The organism is Lelliottia sp. EB106-05-01-XG201, from assembly GCF_058791735.1.
In genome coordinates this window covers 2,715,094-2,731,959 of record NZ_JBYTDV010000001.1, presented here as the reverse complement: position 1 = coordinate 2,731,959, position 16,866 = coordinate 2,715,094, and the positions used below count along the sequence as shown (strand labels likewise).

General features: G+C 55.2%; 18 protein-coding genes. 9 read left to right on the top strand and 9 right to left on the bottom strand.

The annotated features are described in order from the left end of the window. Window positions 1-63: 63 nt before the first annotated feature. The 4 genes from fdhF to ycgZ form a co-directional block, all read right to left on the bottom strand. Window positions 64-2,214 carry a formate dehydrogenase subunit alpha gene (gene fdhF, locus AC3WS9_RS12805; protein ID WP_492488710.1) on the bottom strand — a complete coding sequence of 717 codons (2,151 nt, stop codon included), beginning with the start codon at window positions 2,212-2,214 and terminating at the stop codon, window positions 64-66. 224 nt (window positions 2,215-2,438) lie between these two features. Further along, window positions 2,439-2,717 carry a biofilm development regulator YmgB/AriR family protein gene (locus AC3WS9_RS12800; RefSeq protein ID WP_282491965.1) on the bottom strand — a complete coding sequence of 93 codons (279 nt, stop codon included), beginning with the start codon at window positions 2,715-2,717 and terminating at the stop codon, window positions 2,439-2,441. A 35-nt stretch (window positions 2,718-2,752) separates the two neighbouring features. Further along, a complete protein-coding gene (locus AC3WS9_RS12795; RefSeq protein WP_285144713.1) occupies window positions 2,753-3,070 on the bottom strand; it encodes a hypothetical protein in 318 nt (105 codons plus the stop codon). A 170-nt stretch (window positions 3,071-3,240) separates the two neighbouring features. After that, window positions 3,241-3,480: a regulatory protein YcgZ gene (gene ycgZ / locus AC3WS9_RS12790; RefSeq protein ID WP_282491963.1), complete on the bottom strand. Its 240-nt coding sequence runs from the start codon at window positions 3,478-3,480 to the stop codon at window positions 3,241-3,243. 344 nt (window positions 3,481-3,824) lie between these two features. Here ycgZ and AC3WS9_RS12785 point away from each other — a divergent pair, with 344 nt between their 5' ends. Together AC3WS9_RS12785 and AC3WS9_RS12780 are read left to right on the top strand one after the other, a co-directional pair. Continuing rightward, a complete protein-coding gene (locus AC3WS9_RS12785; protein WP_492488708.1) occupies window positions 3,825-5,045 on the top strand; it encodes a diguanylate phosphodiesterase in 1,221 nt (406 codons plus the stop codon). A 167-nt stretch (window positions 5,046-5,212) separates the two neighbouring features. Continuing rightward, window positions 5,213-5,944 (top strand): MerR family transcriptional regulator, encoded by a 732-nt coding sequence (locus AC3WS9_RS12780; protein WP_285144711.1) that lies wholly within the window; start codon window positions 5,213-5,215, stop codon window positions 5,942-5,944. A gap of 55 nt (window positions 5,945-5,999) precedes the next feature. Here AC3WS9_RS12780 and AC3WS9_RS12775 read toward each other — a convergent pair whose 3' ends face one another. After that, window positions 6,000-6,272, bottom strand: coding sequence for an ElaB/YgaM/YqjD family protein (locus AC3WS9_RS12775; protein WP_100780447.1), 273 nt, complete (start codon window positions 6,270-6,272; stop codon window positions 6,000-6,002). A 409-nt stretch (window positions 6,273-6,681) separates the two neighbouring features. Here AC3WS9_RS12775 and sufA point away from each other — a divergent pair, with 409 nt between their 5' ends. The 7 genes from sufA to ldtE all read left to right on the top strand — a co-directional run bounded on the left by sufA (window position 6,682) and on the right by ldtE (window position 13,313). Further along, window positions 6,682-7,050: a Fe-S cluster assembly scaffold SufA gene (gene sufA, locus AC3WS9_RS12770; protein ID WP_282491960.1), complete on the top strand. Its 369-nt coding sequence runs from the start codon at window positions 6,682-6,684 to the stop codon at window positions 7,048-7,050. Between the two features lie 8 nt (window positions 7,051-7,058). Continuing rightward, a complete protein-coding gene (gene sufB, locus AC3WS9_RS12765) occupies window positions 7,059-8,546 on the top strand; it encodes a Fe-S cluster assembly protein SufB (protein ID WP_095281755.1) in 1,488 nt (495 codons plus the stop codon). A gap of 9 nt (window positions 8,547-8,555) precedes the next feature. Further along, the gene (sufC, locus tag AC3WS9_RS12760) at window positions 8,556-9,302 is read left to right on the top strand and encodes a Fe-S cluster assembly ATPase SufC (RefSeq protein WP_282491959.1); all 747 of its coding nucleotides are present in this window, start codon (window positions 8,556-8,558) and stop codon (window positions 9,300-9,302) included. Continuing rightward, on the top strand, window positions 9,277-10,548 hold the full coding sequence (gene sufD / locus AC3WS9_RS12755) for a Fe-S cluster assembly protein SufD (protein WP_492488704.1): 1,272 nt from the start codon (window positions 9,277-9,279) through the stop codon (window positions 10,546-10,548). Before sufC ends, sufD begins: the two co-directional genes overlap by 26 nt. Next, the gene (gene sufS, locus AC3WS9_RS12750; RefSeq protein ID WP_492488703.1) at window positions 10,545-11,765 is read left to right on the top strand and encodes a cysteine desulfurase SufS; all 1,221 of its coding nucleotides are present in this window, start codon (window positions 10,545-10,547) and stop codon (window positions 11,763-11,765) included. The genes sufD and sufS overlap by 4 nt, the downstream gene beginning before the upstream one ends. A gap of 14 nt (window positions 11,766-11,779) precedes the next feature. Then, window positions 11,780-12,196: a cysteine desulfuration protein SufE gene (sufE, locus tag AC3WS9_RS12745; RefSeq protein WP_282491956.1), complete on the top strand. Its 417-nt coding sequence runs from the start codon at window positions 11,780-11,782 to the stop codon at window positions 12,194-12,196. A gap of 97 nt (window positions 12,197-12,293) precedes the next feature. Further along, window positions 12,294-13,313 (top strand): L,D-transpeptidase LdtE, encoded by a 1,020-nt coding sequence (gene ldtE / locus AC3WS9_RS12740; protein WP_282491955.1) that lies wholly within the window; start codon window positions 12,294-12,296, stop codon window positions 13,311-13,313. A 60-nt stretch (window positions 13,314-13,373) separates the two neighbouring features. Here the strand turns inward: ldtE and AC3WS9_RS12735 are convergent, their stop codons facing one another. The 4 genes from AC3WS9_RS12735 to AC3WS9_RS12720 all read right to left on the bottom strand — a co-directional run bounded on the left by AC3WS9_RS12735 (window position 13,374) and on the right by AC3WS9_RS12720 (window position 16,863). After that, window positions 13,374-13,610 carry a major outer membrane lipoprotein gene (locus AC3WS9_RS12735; RefSeq protein WP_095281761.1) on the bottom strand — a complete coding sequence of 79 codons (237 nt, stop codon included), beginning with the start codon at window positions 13,608-13,610 and terminating at the stop codon, window positions 13,374-13,376. A gap of 308 nt (window positions 13,611-13,918) precedes the next feature. Next, window positions 13,919-15,340: a pyruvate kinase PykF gene (pykF, locus tag AC3WS9_RS12730; RefSeq protein WP_154125223.1), complete on the bottom strand. Its 1,422-nt coding sequence runs from the start codon at window positions 15,338-15,340 to the stop codon at window positions 13,919-13,921. 7 nt (window positions 15,341-15,347) lie between these two features. Further along, window positions 15,348-15,542: a protein YnhH gene (ynhH, locus tag AC3WS9_RS12725; protein WP_452233249.1), complete on the bottom strand. Its 195-nt coding sequence runs from the start codon at window positions 15,540-15,542 to the stop codon at window positions 15,348-15,350. A 175-nt stretch (window positions 15,543-15,717) separates the two neighbouring features. Beyond that, window positions 15,718-16,863, bottom strand: a complete 1,146-nt coding sequence (locus tag AC3WS9_RS12720) for a trans-sulfuration enzyme family protein (RefSeq protein WP_492490333.1) — start codon at window positions 16,861-16,863, stop codon at window positions 15,718-15,720. Window positions 16,864-16,866 lie beyond the last annotated feature (3 nt).

Here is a 16,866-nt window from a genome sequence, read left to right as displayed (position 1 = left end):
ACCTGGCTCACGGTTGAGGTGTTTGTAGGCCCGATAAGCGTAGCGCCATCGGGCTTTTTTTCGTTACACGTTCACCGCATCAATCAACCGGGTTTTCATCGACTGATACGCCGATGCAGCATAATCTTCCGCCCAACGCTGATCGTCGATCGCCTCCAGCTGTACCGCGCAATATTTCGTTTCCGGCGTTTTTGACGTCGGGTCGAGATTGTCCTGCGTCAGCTCGTTACAGGCCCCAATCCACCACTGATACGTCATATACACCGCACCCTCGTTAATACGCTCGCTGATGTTCGCCCGGGTGATCACTTTCCCGCGACGCGAACGCACCCACACCAGCTGTCCGTCCGACACGCCAAGCGCCGCTGCATCCGCCGGATTCATCTGCACGCGACCCGGTTCATCCGCCAGACTTTGCAGCGCGGCGCAGTTACCGGTCATCGAACGACACGAATAGTGGCCGACTTCGCGCACCGTACACAGCACCAGCGGATAGTCTGCGTCTGGCACTTCCGCAGGCGCGCGCCACGGGGCGGCAAACAGCTGGCCTTTGCCATTCGGCGTGTCGAACTGATTGTCTTTGTACAGGTAGGGCGTACCGGGATGATCCAGCGTCGGACACGGCCACTGAACGTGACCCATTTCGCCCATTTTTTCGTATGTTACGCCGAAGAACAGCGGGCACAGCTCGCGCATTTCATCCCAGATTTGCTGGTTAGAGTCGTAATGCATCGGATAGCCCATCGCGCTGGCGAGCAGGCTGATGATCTCCCAGTCGCGCTTCACGTTCCCGCTGGCCTCGATTGCTTTGCCGAAGCGCTGGAAGCCGCGATCCGCGCAGGTGAACACGCCGCCGTGCTCACCCCAGGAGGTGGCTGGCAGCAACACATCCGCCACTTCGGCGGTTTTGGTCATAAAGATGTCCTGCACCACCACGAAGTCGAGCGCCTCAAAGCCGCGGCGCACCAGGCCCAGGTCCGCTTCGGTCTGGAGCGGATCTTCCCCCATGATGTAATAGGCTTTGATTTTGCCTTCCAGCGCCATGTGCGGCACTTCGGTGATGCGCGTCCCGACCTGGTCATCCATGTCGTTGACGTTAATGCCCCACGCGTCGGCGAACTTCGCGCGCACGGCGGCGTCGGTCACCTCCTGGTAGCCCGGGAACATGTTCGGCAGCACGCCCATATCGCACGCGCCCTGGACGTTATTTTGTCCGCGAACCGGGCCAACGCCGACGGCAGGGCGGCCCAGATTGCCGGTCAGCAGCGCCAGGCTGGAGAGGCCTTTCACCACGTCGACGGCCTGACCAAACTGCGTCACGCCCATACCCCACATCACCGTGGCGGACGGCGCGGCGGCGAAAGTGCGCATCGCCTGACGCACATCGCGCGCCGGAATGCCGGTCAGATGCTCGACCTTCTCAGGCGCGTAATCCTTGACGATCTGGCGATAGGTCTCGAGGCCGTCGGTGAAGCGCGCGACGTAGTTTTTGTCGTACAGCTCCTCCTCCAGCAGCACGTAGCCAAAGGCATTGATCAGCGCCATGTTGCTGCCGTTGTTGAGCTGCAGATGCTGATCGGCGATGCGGGCGGTTTCGATGCGACGCGGATCGCAAACGATGATCTTCGCGCCGTTCTGCCTGGCCTTGATCACTCGACGGGCGACGATCGGGTGAGAATCCGCGCAGTTATAGCCAAATACCAGCAGACATTTTGAGTTTTCGATATCGTTAATAGAGTTACTCATCGCCCCGTTGCCGAGTGTCTCCTGCAAACCGGCCACCGACGGGCCGTGGCAGACGCGGGCACAGCAGTCCACGTTATTGGTGTTGAGCACGCCGCGGGCGAATTTCTGCATCACGTAGTTGGTTTCGTTACCGGTACCGCGTGACGAGCCGGTGGTCATAATCGAGCGCGGACCATATTGCTCTTTGATGGCTTTCAGCTTGCTGGCGGTGTAGCGGATCGCTTCGTCCCAGGTGACAGGGGTGAATTTGTCGCCTTTGTTGTAGCGGATCATCGGTTGGGTGAGGCGAGGGGTGAGCAGTCGGGTATCGTTGAGGAAGTCCCAGCCGTAAAAGCCTTTCAGACACAGGGTGCCCTGGTTGGTGACGCCGTCGGCGGCTTCGGCACGAATGATGCGGTTGTTCTCAACCACGAGATTTAATTTACAGCCTGCGCCACAGTAGGGGCAGACGCTTGCGATTTTTTTCATCAATAACAGACCTGTTAAGAGTTGAACGAGCGTCATCTGACAGACCGTTAAAGCAGGTTCTGTGCCAGAATTTCATTTCGTTGATTTAACAGGGATTACTGATTTTTGAGGATCGGGCTCGACATGACATTCGACATAAGTGTCGACAAAATGAGAAGGCCAGTGAGAAAACCGCAGCAAAGGCGATACTCTCTTCTGGCCTCCTGTATAGCAAAAATCGTGTCTTAAATATCGTCCATGGTATAGCCGACGACGATTTCGAGGGTTTTGCGGATCACATCGCCCATCACCACGTCGTCGGTGGATTCGAGGGCATTAATCAGCCACAGAATAATGGCTTTATTGGTCAGATGCCCTTCGGAGGCCATGATACAGCTCACCGCAGAAGCAAAAAGGGCAGACTCTTCAGCCAGTCTATCGCCCGCATTACGGAAATACTCAGACAGAGGATTATCACTAAAACCAGCGTACATAGCGGGTTGAACTTGAATATTTTGTCTCATTTATTCTCACCGTAAGGGTTATTGATCGGTTGCTGTTAATGAATGTTTTTTGAACCGCCGGGCTTACCATCGCCAAACAGCGGGAAAACATTATCGTTTTGCTCACTTTTTAGACCGTTCAGATCCCTCTGAGGACGGGCTCTCTTACGTTGGGCAAACGGCGTACCGCTGGCGTTGATTTCGCCGATCACCGCCGCGAGGGCTTCGCGACGGCGAGGGTCGGCCTCACTCGCCTCCATGTCCCGCAATCGCCGCAAAAGCGATTGCTTGCTGACAGGGCCGTGCTCTTTCAAAAGAGATAAAACCGCCTCTCCAATTAATTCATCTATTAGTTGCTCTGTTTCACTTCTCATAACTGCATCTCTGATTGCCGCTGGGTGATGTTACACCATGCGGCATTAAGTCAGATCCCCTCGCGAGGGGGTCTGCTGAAGATTGCCAGGTCTTTCAGTGCCTGCAACGTTCCTTCGTCAGAATTGCCTTAAAAACCAGGTGATCTGCTCAATGGGTTTGCTATTGGATCTTAGCGATCAAATAGCAAACCAATCAGGGTGTGGTAGTGGCTCTCTTCTTCCGGGCCAGACGCCGTGTCGAGGCGGCTAAGCAGCTTGGTACACAGGGTCTTGCGATTCAGATTACGGCCATCGCTCAGGATCTCCACCACGATCTGACCGAGGGTTTCCTGCTGCGTCGGTAGCGCGGCTTTCTCAAAATACTGGACAATCGCATTGGCGCTGTCGGGAATGTAGCTGTTCTGACGCATGTATCACTCCTGTAAAATTAAGTAGTCAGCTAAGTTACAATTTAAGTTATACGTTTTTTAAAAAGTTGTACATTTCTGATGTACAGTTTTTTGGGTTAATTTTGATCAAAAAGTGCTATTCGTTGTTTATCAGTGGGTTATTGGCGATGGCTGTTGATATCAGTACAGAATATATTGTACAAGATGTTTCATTCTGAAAATCTGTCCGATCGAAGAGGACGGATAGCCGATAGCGGCTAAACTGATTGTGATGTGAATTATTTGTTAATCAATTAATGTGATATAACAAAGACCTGGGCGTCCTGAGCCCAACGGCAAACACCCCTTTAACTCCCGGAATCACTATGCTCACAACAATTATCTACCGCAGTCATCTCTGCGAAACCGTTCCGGTGAAAGCGCTGGAAGAGATGGTCGCGGCGGCCAATATCAAAAACGGGGAATCCGATGTCACCGGGATTTTACTGTTTAACGGAACCCACTTCTTTCAGCTGCTCGAAGGCCCCGAGGAGAGCGTTTTCCGCATTTACGCCGACATCTGCAAGGACCCGCGTCATTACAATCTCGTTGAACTTTTGTGCGATTACGCCCCGTCGCGCCGCTTCGGCAAAGCCGGGATGGAGCTGTTCGATTTAAGAACCTATGAACGCGAAGAGGTGCTCCAGCAGGTTCTGGATAAAGGGACGACCAAGTATCAGCTGATCTACAACGACCGCGCATTGCAGTTCTTCCGCACCTTTGTCGAAGCCACGGAAAAAGCCAACTATTACGAAATTCCTGCCGGAGATACGTGGGATTTTATTCCGGACGAAGACGATCTCTCCTCCGGGCCGCTGGCGGTGGATGAAACCGCAGACTGCGGTTTTGCGTTTCAGCCGATTGTCGATCCGTTTGCCCGGGAGGTGGTCTCGTTCGAGGCGCTGATCCGCACCCATACCGGCGGTTCTCCGCAGGCGTATTTCAAGGCTTTTACCGGGAACGATATTTATCAGGCGGACCTCGACAGCAAGAAAGTGGCGTTCGCCATGGCGGGTAAACTGGGCCTGAAAGAGCAGGCGTTGTCCGTCAACCTGCTGCCGATGACGCTGGTGAATGTGCCCGGCGCGGTAGGCTTTTTGTTGAATGAAATCGAAGCCAACGGCCTGGTGCCGGAGCAGATTGTGGTCGAGTTTACCGAGAGCGAGGTGATTTCGCGCTTTGATGAATTTAAAGACGCAGTCAGGCAGCTGAAAAGTGCCGGTATTAGCGTGGCAATCGATCACTTTGGCGCCGGATTCGCCGGACTGTTACTGCTGGCGCAGTTCCAGCCAGACCGAATCAAGATTAATCGCGATCTGGTGGCGGATGTCCATCGCAGCGGACCGCGCCAGGCGATTATTCAGGCCATCATCAAATGCTGTACATCGCTGGAGATCCTGGTCTGCGCCGTGGGTGTCGAAAAAGCGGAAGAGTGGATGTGGCTTGAGTCGGCGGGGATCTCCCAGTTCCAGGGGCATCTCTTTGCCAGCCCACGTTTTGGCGGTATTCCAGCGGTGGCGTGGCCGGAGAAAAAAGCCGGACTGTAACCCCTTTCACAGTGACATAGGTTGTACAAATCAGACCAGGGACAACAAATCTTGTACAAATTCGGCTTGAACCCTGGTGATTTGTTAGTTATACAATGAGTTTGTACAATCTGCTAAAGTTGAACAGGTTTGGTATGGAAGTATTGCGTTTAAGCATGAGGGAGTTAATGGCCTTATACAGTATCGGCGAAGTCGCCGAACGATGCGGAATCAACCCCGTCACACTGCGCGCCTGGCAGCGACGCTACGGTTTGTTAAAACCGCAGCGCAGTGAAGGGGGCCATCGTCAGTTTGACGAAGAGGATATCCAGCGCATCGAAGAGATCAAACGCCTGATGAAAACCGGCATTTCGGTTGGCAAGGTAAAGGCGTTGCTTGAAGTCGGTAATCCTCTGGTCGACAGCAACTGGGTCTCTTTCCAGGAAGAGATGATGACGGTGCTGCGTTTTGCCAGCCCGGCGAAACTGCGGCTTAAAATTGCGGAATTCCGTCGTGACCACGCCGTTGAAGCCCTCATTGACCACATTTTCATTCCCGTTCGTCAACGTTTAAGCCTCGATCACAATACCGCCCGACACATGTCCAGCCTGCTGGACGGTGTGCTGATCGATTTCATTGCCACGCTTCTGGTCGAAGCGCGTAAAAAACCGGGCAAAGAGGCGTTGCTGATTGGCTGGGATACGGACGATCGTACGCGTTTATGGCTTGAAGCAGGGCGTTTGTCACAGCAGGGATGGCATGTCGATGTGTTGGCTGAGCCGATTGACTCGCCGAAACCGGAACTGTTCCCAGGTCAAAAACTCTTTGTCTGGACCGGCCATGCGCCGTCAAGACGTCAACAGGAACAGCTAGACCACTGGCGAGAGCAAGGTTTTTCCGTCTCTTTCATCGCAGGCTAACCGTCCTGTCGATAGCATAAAGGCCCTTGCGGGCCTGTCGTATTCGTTTTGCTGCTTATTTCCGGCCTACCAGTAGACCAATGATAAGACCAATCGCACCCGCCGCCATCAATCCGGTCAATGGATTATCACGGACTCTGTCTGAGACCTCTGACGCGACGTCTGATGCCTGTGCTGCGTATTTGCGAGCGGCACCTTTCAACTGATGCTTCGGTGAATCCACCGCATCGCCAAACTGTGACTGAGCCTCGCCCGCAAATTCATCGGCTTTGTTCAGGGCTTTCTTCGCCAGGCGATCGGCTTCATTTTCAAAATCATGTGATGACATAGTTATCTCCTTTAGGTGTCAGACTAAAGTTTAGTCCCTCATTGCACACCCGCTCAGGATTCGGTGTTTTCCTGGAGCGACAGACTCTGCGCAAAACATAAGCCACTGTTTTTGGGGTAATCGTTTGATTCTGTAGATTTTCTAAAACCAATTAAATAAATAGGTATTCCCGATACATATTTTCCACTTGCGCCATTCTCACGCTCTAAACCCCTCAAATGCGTTATACATCAATAGATTAAACAATTTCGACATAGCTAAATAACCTGCGTGGCAGGGTCTATGCTTAATAAAAGTAGCCAAAAAGGGCGGTTTAGCCGAAAGCCCCTGCTGTCAGGGGGTTGAAGTGATAATCGTTATCACTAACATGGTGTAATGCCCCTGGTGGCTTAATAGATGAGGTGGACCTATGGAATTGCATTCAGAAACCTTTAATCCCGCTGATTTTGCCTGGCGTGGTTTGACGCTGACGCCTACGGCGGCGGCGCATATTCACGAGCTGGTGGCGAAAAAGCCGGAAATTGTGGGCTTGCGTTTAGGCGTTAAACAGACTGGCTGCGCCGGATTCGGCTACGTGCTGGATACGGTCAGCGTGCCCGAAAAAGATGATCTGGTATTCGAAACCGACGGGGCGAAGCTGTTTGTCGCCCTGCAGGCGATGCCGTTTATCGATGGCACTGAAGTCGACTACGTGCGCGAAGGCTTAAACCAGTTATTCAAATTCAATAACCCGAAAGCGCAGAATGAATGCGGCTGCGGCGAAAGCTTTGGGGTATAGGCGGTACTATGTCTCGTAATACTGAAGCAACTGACGATGTGAATACCTGGAGTGGCGGGCACCTCAACTATAAAGAGGGCTTCTTCACCCAGCTGCAAACGGACGAACTGGCGAAAGGCATCAACGAAGAGGTGGTGCGCGCGATTTCGGCCAAACGTAACGAGCCGGAGTGGATGCTCGAGTTTCGCCTGAGCGCGTTTCGCGCGTGGCTGGAGATGGAAGAGCCCCACTGGCTGAAGGCGCACTACGACAAACTCAACTATCAGGATTACAGCTACTACTCCGCGCCCTCCTGCGGCAGCTGTGACGATACCTGCGCCTCACAGCCTGGCGCGGTGCAGCAAACCGGGGCCAACACCTTCCTGAGCAAAGAGGTGGAAGAGGCCTTCGAGCAGCTCGGCGTGCCGGTGCGCGAAGGGCGTGAGGTGGCGGTGGACGCCATCTTTGACTCCGTATCGGTCGCCACCACCTACCGTGGCAAGCTGGCCGAACAGGGGATCATCTTCTGCTCCTTTGGCGAAGCCATTCACGATCACCCGGAGCTGGTGAAGAAATACATCGGCACCGTGGTCCCGAGCAACGACAACTTCTTTGCGGCGCTGAACGCGGCGGTCGCCTCCGACGGGACCTTTATCTACGTGCCGAAAGGCGTGCGTTGCCCGATGGAACTCTCGACCTATTTCCGTATCAACGCCGAAAAAACCGGCCAGTTCGAGCGCACCATTCTGGTCGCCGACGAAGGCAGCTATGTGAGCTACATTGAGGGCTGTTCCGCGCCCGTGCGCGACAGCTACCAGCTGCACGCCGCGGTGGTTGAAGTGATCATCCACAAAGACGCGGAAGTGAAATACTCCACGGTGCAGAACTGGTTCCCCGGCGATGGCAACACCGGCGGCATCCTGAACTTCGTCACCAAGCGCGCCCTGTGCGAAGGCGAAAACAGCAAGATGTCCTGGACCCAGTCCGAGACCGGATCCGCGATCACCTGGAAATATCCGAGCTGCATTCTGCGCGGCGACAACTCGATCGGTGAGTTCTACTCCGTGGCGCTGACCAGCGGGTATCAGCAGGCCGATACCGGCACCAAGATGATCCACATCGGCAAAAACACCAAATCGACCATCATCTCGAAAGGCATCTCCGCCGGACACAGCCAGAACAGCTATCGCGGCCTGGTGAAAATCATGCCGACGGCGACCAACGCGCGTAACTTCACCCAGTGTGATTCGATGCTGATCGGTACCGACTGCGGAGCGCACACCTTCCCGTACGTCGAATGCCGCAATAACAGCGCCCAGTTGGAGCACGAGGCGACCACCTCGCGCATCGGGGAAGATCAGCTGTTCTACTGCCTGCAGCGCGGTATCAGCGAAGAAGATGCGATTTCGATGATTGTGAACGGCTTCTGTAAGGACGTGTTCTCTGAGTTGCCGCTGGAATTTGCCGTAGAAGCACAAAAACTGTTGGCCATCAGCCTTGAACACAGTGTCGGTTAAGGAATAAACATGTTAAGCATTAAAGATTTACAGGTCAGTGTGGAAGATAAAGCGATCCTGCGCGGGCTGAATATTGAGGTCCGTCCGGGCGAAGTGCACGCCATTATGGGGCCGAACGGCTCCGGGAAAAGCACGCTCTCCGCGACGCTTGCCGGGCGTGAAGATTACGAAGTGGTCGGCGGTTCCGTCGAGTTTAAAGGCAAAGATCTCCTCGAACTGTCACCGGAAGACCGCGCCGGGGAAGGGATCTTTATGGCCTTCCAGTACCCGGTCGAAATTCCGGGCGTCAGCAACCAGTTCTTCCTGCAAACCTCTCTCAACGCGGTGCGCAAATACCGCGGCGAAGAGGAGCTGGATCGCTTTGATTTCCAGGATCTGATGGAAGAGAAGATCAAACTGCTGAAAATGCCGGAAGATCTGCTTACCCGTTCCGTGAACGTCGGTTTCTCCGGCGGTGAGAAAAAGCGTAACGATATCCTGCAGATGGCGGTGCTGGAGCCGGAGCTGTGCATCCTGGATGAAACGGACTCCGGTCTGGACATCGATGCGCTGAAAATTGTTGCCGACGGCGTGAACTCCCTGCGCGACGGCAAACGCTCGTTCATTATCGTCACCCACTACCAGCGTATTCTGGACTACATCAAACCGGATTACGTCCACGTCCTGTATCAGGGCCGCATCGTGAAATCCGGTGACTTTACTCTGGTCAAACAACTGGAGGAGCAGGGCTATGGCTGGCTTACCGAACAGCAGTAACGCGCTGCAGCAGTGGCATCGCCTGTTTGAAACCCAGAGCGAAACGCGATCCGAGCAGGCACAACAGCACCTGCAACAGATGCTGCGCCTCGGTCTGCCGACGCGCAAACACGAGAACTGGAAATACACGCCGCTGGACGGCCTGCTCAACAGCCAGTTCGTCACCCGTCTGGCGGAGGTCACTCCGGGGCAGCGCGATGCCCTGGCGCTGAATGTGGACGCCGTGCGGCTGGTCTTCGTCGACGGGCGATATAGCTCTGAACTGAGCGACAGCACCCAGGCGAGCGGCTTTGAGGTCGAGATTAATGACCAGCGCCAGTCTCTGCCTGCACCGGTTCAGCCGGAAGTGTTCCTGCATCTGACCGAAAGCCTGGCGTCGGGCGTGACGCACATCCGCGTGAAGCGCAACCAGCGCCCGGCGAAACCGCTGCTGCTGCTGCATATCACCCAGGGGCTGGACGGCGATGAGGTCAACACCGCGCACTATCGTCATCATCTTGAGCTGGCCGAGGGCGCGGAAGCGACGATCATTGAGCATTACGTCAGCCTGAATGAGACCAAACATTTTACCGGCGCGCGCCTGACGATGAACGTGGCGGCCAACGCCCAGCTGCATCACATCAAGCTGGCGTTTGAAAACCCGGCCTGCCATCACTTTGCTCATAACGACATTTTGATCGGCCCGGACGCGGCGGCATACAGCCACAGCTTCCTGCTCGGCGGAGCGGTGCTGCGTCACAACACCAGCACCCAGCTGAACGGCGAAAACACCACGCTTCGCATCAACAGCCTGGCGATGCCGGTTAAGTCAGAAGTGTGCGACACCCGCACCTGGCTTGAGCATAACAAGGGCTACTGCAACAGCCGTCAGATGCACAAAGTTATCGCCAACGACAAAGGTCGCGCGGTGTTTAATGGCCTGATTAACGTGGCGCAACATGCCATCAAAACCGACGGGCAGATGACCAACAACAATCTGCTGCTGGGGCGTCTGGCGGAAGTGGATACCAAGCCGCAGCTGGAAATCTACGCCGATGACGTCAAGTGCAGCCACGGCGCGACGGTCGGGCGCATCGACGATGAACAGATGTTCTATCTGCGCTCGCGTGGGATCGACAAAAACGCCGCGCAGAAGATGATCATTTACGCGTTTGCCGCGGAGCTGACGGAAGCCCTGCGCGATGAAACCCTGAAACAGCAGGTGCTGGCACGCATTGGTCAGCGTTTGCCAGGAGGCGAAGCATGAGTTTTCCCGTAGAGAAAATGCGGGCGGATTTTCCCGTCCTGACCCGTGAAGTGAACGGTCTGCCGCTTGCCTATCTCGACAGCGCGGCCAGCGCGCAGAAGCCGAACCAGGTGATCGACGCCGAGGCGGAGTTCTATCGCCACGGCTACGCGGCGGTGCATCGCGGCATTCACACCCTGAGCGCCGAAGCGACACAGCGCATGGAGAACGTGCGCACGCAGATTGCCGCGTTCCTCAACGCCCGTTCGCCCGAAGAACTGGTCTTTGTGCGCGGCACCACCGAGGGTATTAACCTGGTGGCGAACAGCTGGGGCAGTGCGCAGGTCCACGCGGGTGACAACATCATCATCACCCAGATGGAACACCACGCCAACATCGTGCCCTGGCAGATGCTCTGCGAGCGCGTGGGCGCCCAGCTGCGGGTGATCCCGTTGAATCAGGACGGAACGTTGCAGCTGGAGCAGCTGGATTCCCTGCTCGACGAGCGCACGCGGCTGGTGGCCATCACTCAGATCTCCAACGTCCTCGGCACCGAAAACCCGGTGGCGGAGATCATCGCTAAAGCGCACCAGACCGGCGCGAAAGTGCTGGTGGACGGCGCCCAGGCGGTGATGCATCACACCATCGACGTCCAGGCCCTGGACTGCGACTTTTACGTCTTCTCCGGTCACAAACTTTATGGCCCGACCGGGATTGGCGTGCTGTATGTGAAAGAGGATATCCTGCAGGCGATGCCGCCGTGGGAAGGGGGCGGGTCGATGATCGCCACCGTCAGCCTGACGCAGGGCACCACCTACGCGAAAGCGCCGTGGCGTTTTGAAGCGGGGACGCCGAATACCGGCGGGATTATCGGGCTGGGCGCGGCGATAGAGTACGTCTCGGCCATTGGCCTCGATGCGATCGCCGAGTATGAAGAGACGCTGATGCGTTACGCCCTGGAGCAGCTGGCCAGCGTGCCGGATCTCGCTCTCTACGGCCCGGACTCGCGCAAAGGGGTGATTGCCTTTAATCTGGGTCAACATCACGCCTACGACGTCGGCAGTTTCCTCGATAACTACGGCGTCGCCGTGCGTACCGGGCATCACTGCGCGATGCCGCTGATGGCGTTTTACCAGGTCCCGGCGATGTGCCGCGCGTCGCTGGTAATGTATAACACGACAGAAGAGATCGACAGGCTGGTGACGGGGCTGAAACGCATCCATCACCTGCTGGGATAAAAGAGAGGCAAGACATGGCCGCGTTGCCGGACAGAGAAAAGCTGTTGCGTAATTTTAGTCGTTGCGCCAACTGGGAAGAGAAATACCTGTATATCATTGAGCTGGGGCAGCGTCTGCCTGCCCTCAGCGACGAAGCGCACAGCCCGGAGAATACGATCCAGGGCTGTCAGAGCCAGGTCTGGATCGTCATGAACCAGCGGGACGACGGGGTGATTGAGCTTGAGGGCGACAGCGATGCGGCTATCGTCAAAGGGCTGGTGGCCGTGGTGTTTATTCTGTATCACCAGATGTCCGCCCAGGACATCGTCGCCTTCGATGTGCGCCCGTGGTTTGAAAAAATGGCGCTGACTCAACATCTAACGCCTTCCCGTTCTCAGGGACTGGAAGCGATGATCCGCGCAATCCGCTCCAAAGCGTCCAACATTAGCTAAACTAAAAAGACTGCATTCATTCTGTTTCGCGAGGTGGTTCTCACCTCGCTGGTTTTTCGGCTTTCTGGCGTTCTGCCAGTGAATAAGGAATCTCAGTATGAAGCGCGCGTCGATAATTACACTCTTACTCATCAGCACTTTCGGTGGCCTTAATTCTGCCAGCGCGATGGATTATCCGTTGCCGCCAGCGGGCAGCCGCCTTATTGGTCAAAATCAAACCTACGCCATTCAGGAAGGGGACAAAAATCTGCAGGCGATCGCCCGACGATTTAATACGGCGGCGCAGCTGATCCTCGAAACCAATAATACGATTGCCCCGGTCTATCCCGCGCCGGGAACGGTGATTACTATCCCATCGCAAATGCTGCTCCCGGATACGCCGCGCGAAGGCATTGTGGTGAATCTGGCTGAGCTGCGGCTCTATTATTTCCCGCCGGGCGAAAATATCGTCCAGGTCTATCCCCTGGGGATTGGTCAACTGGGGCTGGAAACACCGGTCAGCACCACGCGCGTGAGCCAGAAAATCCCGAATCCAACCTGGACGCCTACGCCGGGCATCAGAGCGCGTTCGCTGGCAATGGGTATCAAGTTGCCGCCTGTGGTCCCGGCAGGCCCTAATAACCCGCTGGGGCGCTTTGCGCTGCGTCTGGGGATAGGTAACGGCGAGTATCTGATTCATGGCACCAGCGCGCCGGACAGCGTCGGGCTGCGCGTGAGCTCCGGGTGTATGCGCATGAATGCGCCGGACATTAAAGCGCTGTTCGAGCAGGCTCGCGTGGGCACGCGCGTGCAGATCATCAACGAGCCGGTGAAGTACTCGGTGGAGCCTGACGGGAAACGCTATGTCGAGGTCCATCGCCCGCTGGCGCAGGTCGAAGGGGAGAACCCGCAAACCACGCCGATTGTTCACAACGCCGGCTTTGCGTCGTTCGCTTCGCTTGACGGGAATGACAAGGCGCTGATTGATAAAGCCCTGTCGCGTCGCGCGGGCATTCCTGTGGCGGTCTCGGTGGGAAACGTACCCTCCGCGTCGGTGAACAGTTCGGTGCTGTCAGTGCAGAACAGTAGCGGATCAAGCGCAGTCTCAGAAGGTGAGAAAGAAGTGGTGATGCAGTAGGGCGGAAAAAGGGCAAAAAAAAATGGCGCACAATGTGCGCCATTTTATTAACAGGTACTATTACTTACGGTATTTAGTAGCCTGGTTGTCCAGACGCTGGTTAGCGCGTGCTGCGTCGTCTTTAGCAGCCTGAACGTCAGAACGGATTGCGTTCACGTCGTTGCTCAGCTGGTCAACTTTAGCGTTCAGAGTCTGAACGTCAGAAGACAGTTGGTCGATTTTAGCATTGCTAGAACAACCAGCCAGCATAGTAGAAGCCAGGATTACCGCGCCCAGTACCAGTTTAGTACGATTCATTATTAATACCCTCTAGATTGAGTTAATCTCCATGTAGCGTTACAAGTATTACACAAAGTTTTTTAGGTTGAGAATATTTTTTTGATGGGAATACACCTATTTTTGATCGTTCGCTCAAAGAAACAACGAATCTGCCCCTTTTGCCGAAAAAGCTATGTTAAAAAAGACATTTTTCATCGGATTCATCTTAGATAATCGTCTCTTAAATAGAAAAACTCGATTTGCATTTTGAATAAATATGGCGATGCCATAAATAAAAAAAGCGCCCAAGGGGCGCTTTTTTACGAAAACAATTCGTTTGGTAATGATTACAGCACGTGAACAGAGGCAGTATTGGTCGTTCCGCTTGGAACCAGAGCACCAGAAACCATCACTACCACGTCGCCTTTACGCGCCAGACCACAATCAACCAGCTGCAGGGCCACTTCTTTACCCAGACGGTAGAAATCGTCGGTAGACGCGATCTCTTTCACCAGGTGTGGGATCACGCCTTTGCTCAGAACCAGCTGACGAGCAGTGGTTTCGTTGGTGGTCAGCGCCAGGATGGTGGCGTTAGGGAAGTATTTACGCACCGCTTTAGCGGATTTACCGCCCTGGGTCGCTACCACGATCAGCGGCGCATCCAGTTTCTCAGCGGTTTCTACAGCACCACGGCACACCGCTTCGGTGATACGCAGTTTACGGCTGTCGTTGCTGTTATCCAGACGGCTGGTCATCACGCGGTCAGTACGCTCGCAGATGGTGGCCATGATGGTCACGGCTTCCAGCGGGTATTTCCCTTTTGCGGATTCGCCAGACAGCATCACTGCATCGGTACCGTCGAGGATGGCGTTCGCCACGTCACCAGCTTCTGCGCGGGTAGGGCGTGGGTTTTTGATCATGGAGTCGAGCATCTGTGTTGCAGTGATAACCACTTTACGTGCACGCACACATTTCTCGATCATCATCTTCTGCGCGAAGATCACTTCTTCAACCGGGATTTCAACGCCCAGGTCGCCACGCGCAACCATGATGCCGTCAGACGCTTCGAGGATTTCGTCGAAGTTGTTCAGGCCTTCCTGGTTTTCGATTTTGGAGATGATCTGGATCTTCTCGCCGCCGTGGGCTTTCAGGTGCTCACGGATTTCGGTCACGTCAGAACGTTTACGGATGAAAGACGCTGCAACGAAATCAACGCCTTGCTCGCAACCGAAGATCAGGTCTTGTTTGTCTTTTTCAGCCAGAGCTGGCAGTGCGATGGAAACGCCTGGCAGGTTAACGCCTTTGTTTTCGCCCAGGTCGCCGTTGTTCAGCACTTTACAAACAACGTTTTTGCCTTCGATAGCGGTGACTTCCATACCGATCAGGCCGTCATCCACCAGTACGGTGTTGCCAACGGACAGGTCAGTGGTGAAGCCTTCGTAAGTCACAGCAACGATGTCGCTGTTACCCACAACGGTTTTGTCAGTGGTGAAGGTGAAGGTCTGACCCGCTTTCAGGGAGACGTCGTTGCCGCCTTCCAGTTTGATGGTGCGGATTTCCGGGCCTTTGGTATCCAGCAGGATCGCTGCTTTTTTACCAGTCTTGCTCATCACGTTGCGCAAGTTCTGAATACGTTGACCGTGTTCAGCATAGTCGCCGTGAGAGAAGTTCAGACGCATCACGTTCATGCCGGCGTCCAGCATTTTGCTCAGCATCTCTTCAGATTCGGTTTTCGGGCCGATGGTACAAACAATTTTCGTCTTTTTCATGACAGTCTTAGTCTTTAAGTTGGGAAGGATATGGAAATCTCGCTCCGGGGGCGCACTGCCGCAGAGTCAAACCTGTGTTGCGAAATTTTAAATGACACGCACTAAGGATAGGTGACATCAAATGAGCGTGCAGAAGAAAGTGTGCCTGAGACCTGGCCCAACGAAGGAGAGGAGAAGTTGTACGTTGTTTTTTGTATTCCAAGCGCTGAAACCATTCACCCAGGGATTAGGCGCGCATTATACGCTGATTTTCAGATAAAAGGAAAATGGAAACGGTGTTTCAAAACCATTCTGTGCAGATTCACAAAGATTGTTATCAAGGCGTTAAGGCTAAACAGCATCTTGTTGCGGCAGACGCGATGTCTGCCGCAATGTGTTTAATTTTTCAGCGCTTGTTCAAGGTCAGCGATCAGATCGTTCGCATCTTCAATCCCGACGGACAGGCGAATCAGCTGCGGTACGATGCCGTTGGCTAACCGCTGCTCCAGCGGAATCGAGGCGTGGGTCATGCTGTAGGGCTGGCTGACCAGGCTTTCAACGCCGCCCAGACTTTCAGCCAGGGTAAACAGTTTCAGCTTGCGGATTATCGAAGTGGCCTGTTGCGCATCACCTTTCACGACCACGGAGATCATCCCGCCCGGCAGCGCCATCTGCTCGCGCGCCAGCTGATAATGCGGGTGAGATTCGAGCCACGGGAACCACACCTTTTCGACTTGCGGGTGCTGCTCCAGCCATTGCGCAATCGCCAGCGCGTTGGCGCTGTGTTTTTCGACTCGCAGGGCGAGGGTGCGAATGCCGCGCAGCGTCAGGAAGCTGCTGAACGGGTCGAGCACACCGCCGACGGCGTTTTGCAGATAGCCCAGCTGCTCGGCCAGTTCGCGGTTATCGCCGACCACCGCCAGACCTGCCACCACGTCAGAATGGCCGTTGAGATATTTGGTCGCGGAATGAACCACGATATCAAAACCAAACTCCAGCGGACGATGGATCACCGGCGAAGCAAAGGTATTATCCGCCACGCTGATGATGCGATGGCGACGGGCAATCTCTGCGATCCCCGCGAGGTCGGCCAGTTTCAGCAGCGGGTTGGTTGGGGTTTCCACCCAAATCATTTTAGTCTCAGGACGAATCGCCGCCTCCAGCGCCGCCAAATCCCCCGGTTTCACCCAGCTCACCTGCAAGCCGGTGCTGCGTTTGCGCACGTTTTCGATCAGGCGATAGGTCCCGCCGTACACATCGTCAATGGCGACAATATGGTTGTCTTTATCCAGCAGCTCCAGCACGGTGGAGATCGCCGCCAGACCGGATGCAAAAGCATATCCGCGCGTGCCGCTCTCGAGTTCAGCGATCGCCGTTTCCAGGGCATGGCGCGTCGGGTTGCCGCTGCGGGAATATTCGTAGCCCGTGTGTTCGCCGGGAGAGGGTTGCGCAAACGTCGAGGTGGCGTAAATCGGCGGCATCACCGCGCCGTGCTGATCGTTAAATTCGCCGCTGTGGACGCTCAGGGTTGCCAGAGTTTTCATCAT

Bases quoted from the DNA above. Each gene is read 5' to 3' on its own strand.
- fdhF (WP_492488710.1), bottom strand. From the start codon at position 2,214: ATGAAAAAAATCGCAAGCGTCTGCCCCTACTGTGGCGCAGGCTGTAAA.
- AC3WS9_RS12800 (WP_282491965.1), bottom strand. From the start codon at position 2,717: ATGAGACAAAATATTCAAGTTCAACCCGCTATGTACGCTGGTTTTAGT.
- AC3WS9_RS12795 (WP_285144713.1), bottom strand. From the start codon at position 3,070: ATGAGAAGTGAAACAGAGCAACTAATAGATGAATTAATTGGAGAGGCG.
- ycgZ (WP_282491963.1), bottom strand. From the start codon at position 3,480: ATGCGTCAGAACAGCTACATTCCCGACAGCGCCAATGCGATTGTCCAG.
- AC3WS9_RS12785 (WP_492488708.1), top strand. From the start codon at position 3,825: ATGCTCACAACAATTATCTACCGCAGTCATCTCTGCGAAACCGTTCCG.
- AC3WS9_RS12780 (WP_285144711.1), top strand. From the start codon at position 5,213: ATGGCCTTATACAGTATCGGCGAAGTCGCCGAACGATGCGGAATCAAC.
- AC3WS9_RS12775 (WP_100780447.1), bottom strand. From the start codon at position 6,272: ATGTCATCACATGATTTTGAAAATGAAGCCGATCGCCTGGCGAAGAAA.
- sufA (WP_282491960.1), top strand. From the start codon at position 6,682: ATGGAATTGCATTCAGAAACCTTTAATCCCGCTGATTTTGCCTGGCGT.
- sufB (WP_095281755.1), top strand. From the start codon at position 7,059: ATGTCTCGTAATACTGAAGCAACTGACGATGTGAATACCTGGAGTGGC.
- sufC (WP_282491959.1), top strand. From the start codon at position 8,556: ATGTTAAGCATTAAAGATTTACAGGTCAGTGTGGAAGATAAAGCGATC.
- sufD (WP_492488704.1), top strand. From the start codon at position 9,277: ATGGCTGGCTTACCGAACAGCAGTAACGCGCTGCAGCAGTGGCATCGC.
- sufS (WP_492488703.1), top strand. From the start codon at position 10,545: ATGAGTTTTCCCGTAGAGAAAATGCGGGCGGATTTTCCCGTCCTGACC.
- sufE (WP_282491956.1), top strand. From the start codon at position 11,780: ATGGCCGCGTTGCCGGACAGAGAAAAGCTGTTGCGTAATTTTAGTCGT.
- ldtE (WP_282491955.1), top strand. From the start codon at position 12,294: ATGAAGCGCGCGTCGATAATTACACTCTTACTCATCAGCACTTTCGGT.
- AC3WS9_RS12735 (WP_095281761.1), bottom strand. From the start codon at position 13,610: ATGAATCGTACTAAACTGGTACTGGGCGCGGTAATCCTGGCTTCTACT.
- pykF (WP_154125223.1), bottom strand. From the start codon at position 15,340: ATGAAAAAGACGAAAATTGTTTGTACCATCGGCCCGAAAACCGAATCT.
- AC3WS9_RS12720 (WP_492490333.1), bottom strand. From the start codon at position 16,863: ATGAAAACTCTGGCAACCCTGAGCGTCCACAGCGGCGAATTTAACGAT.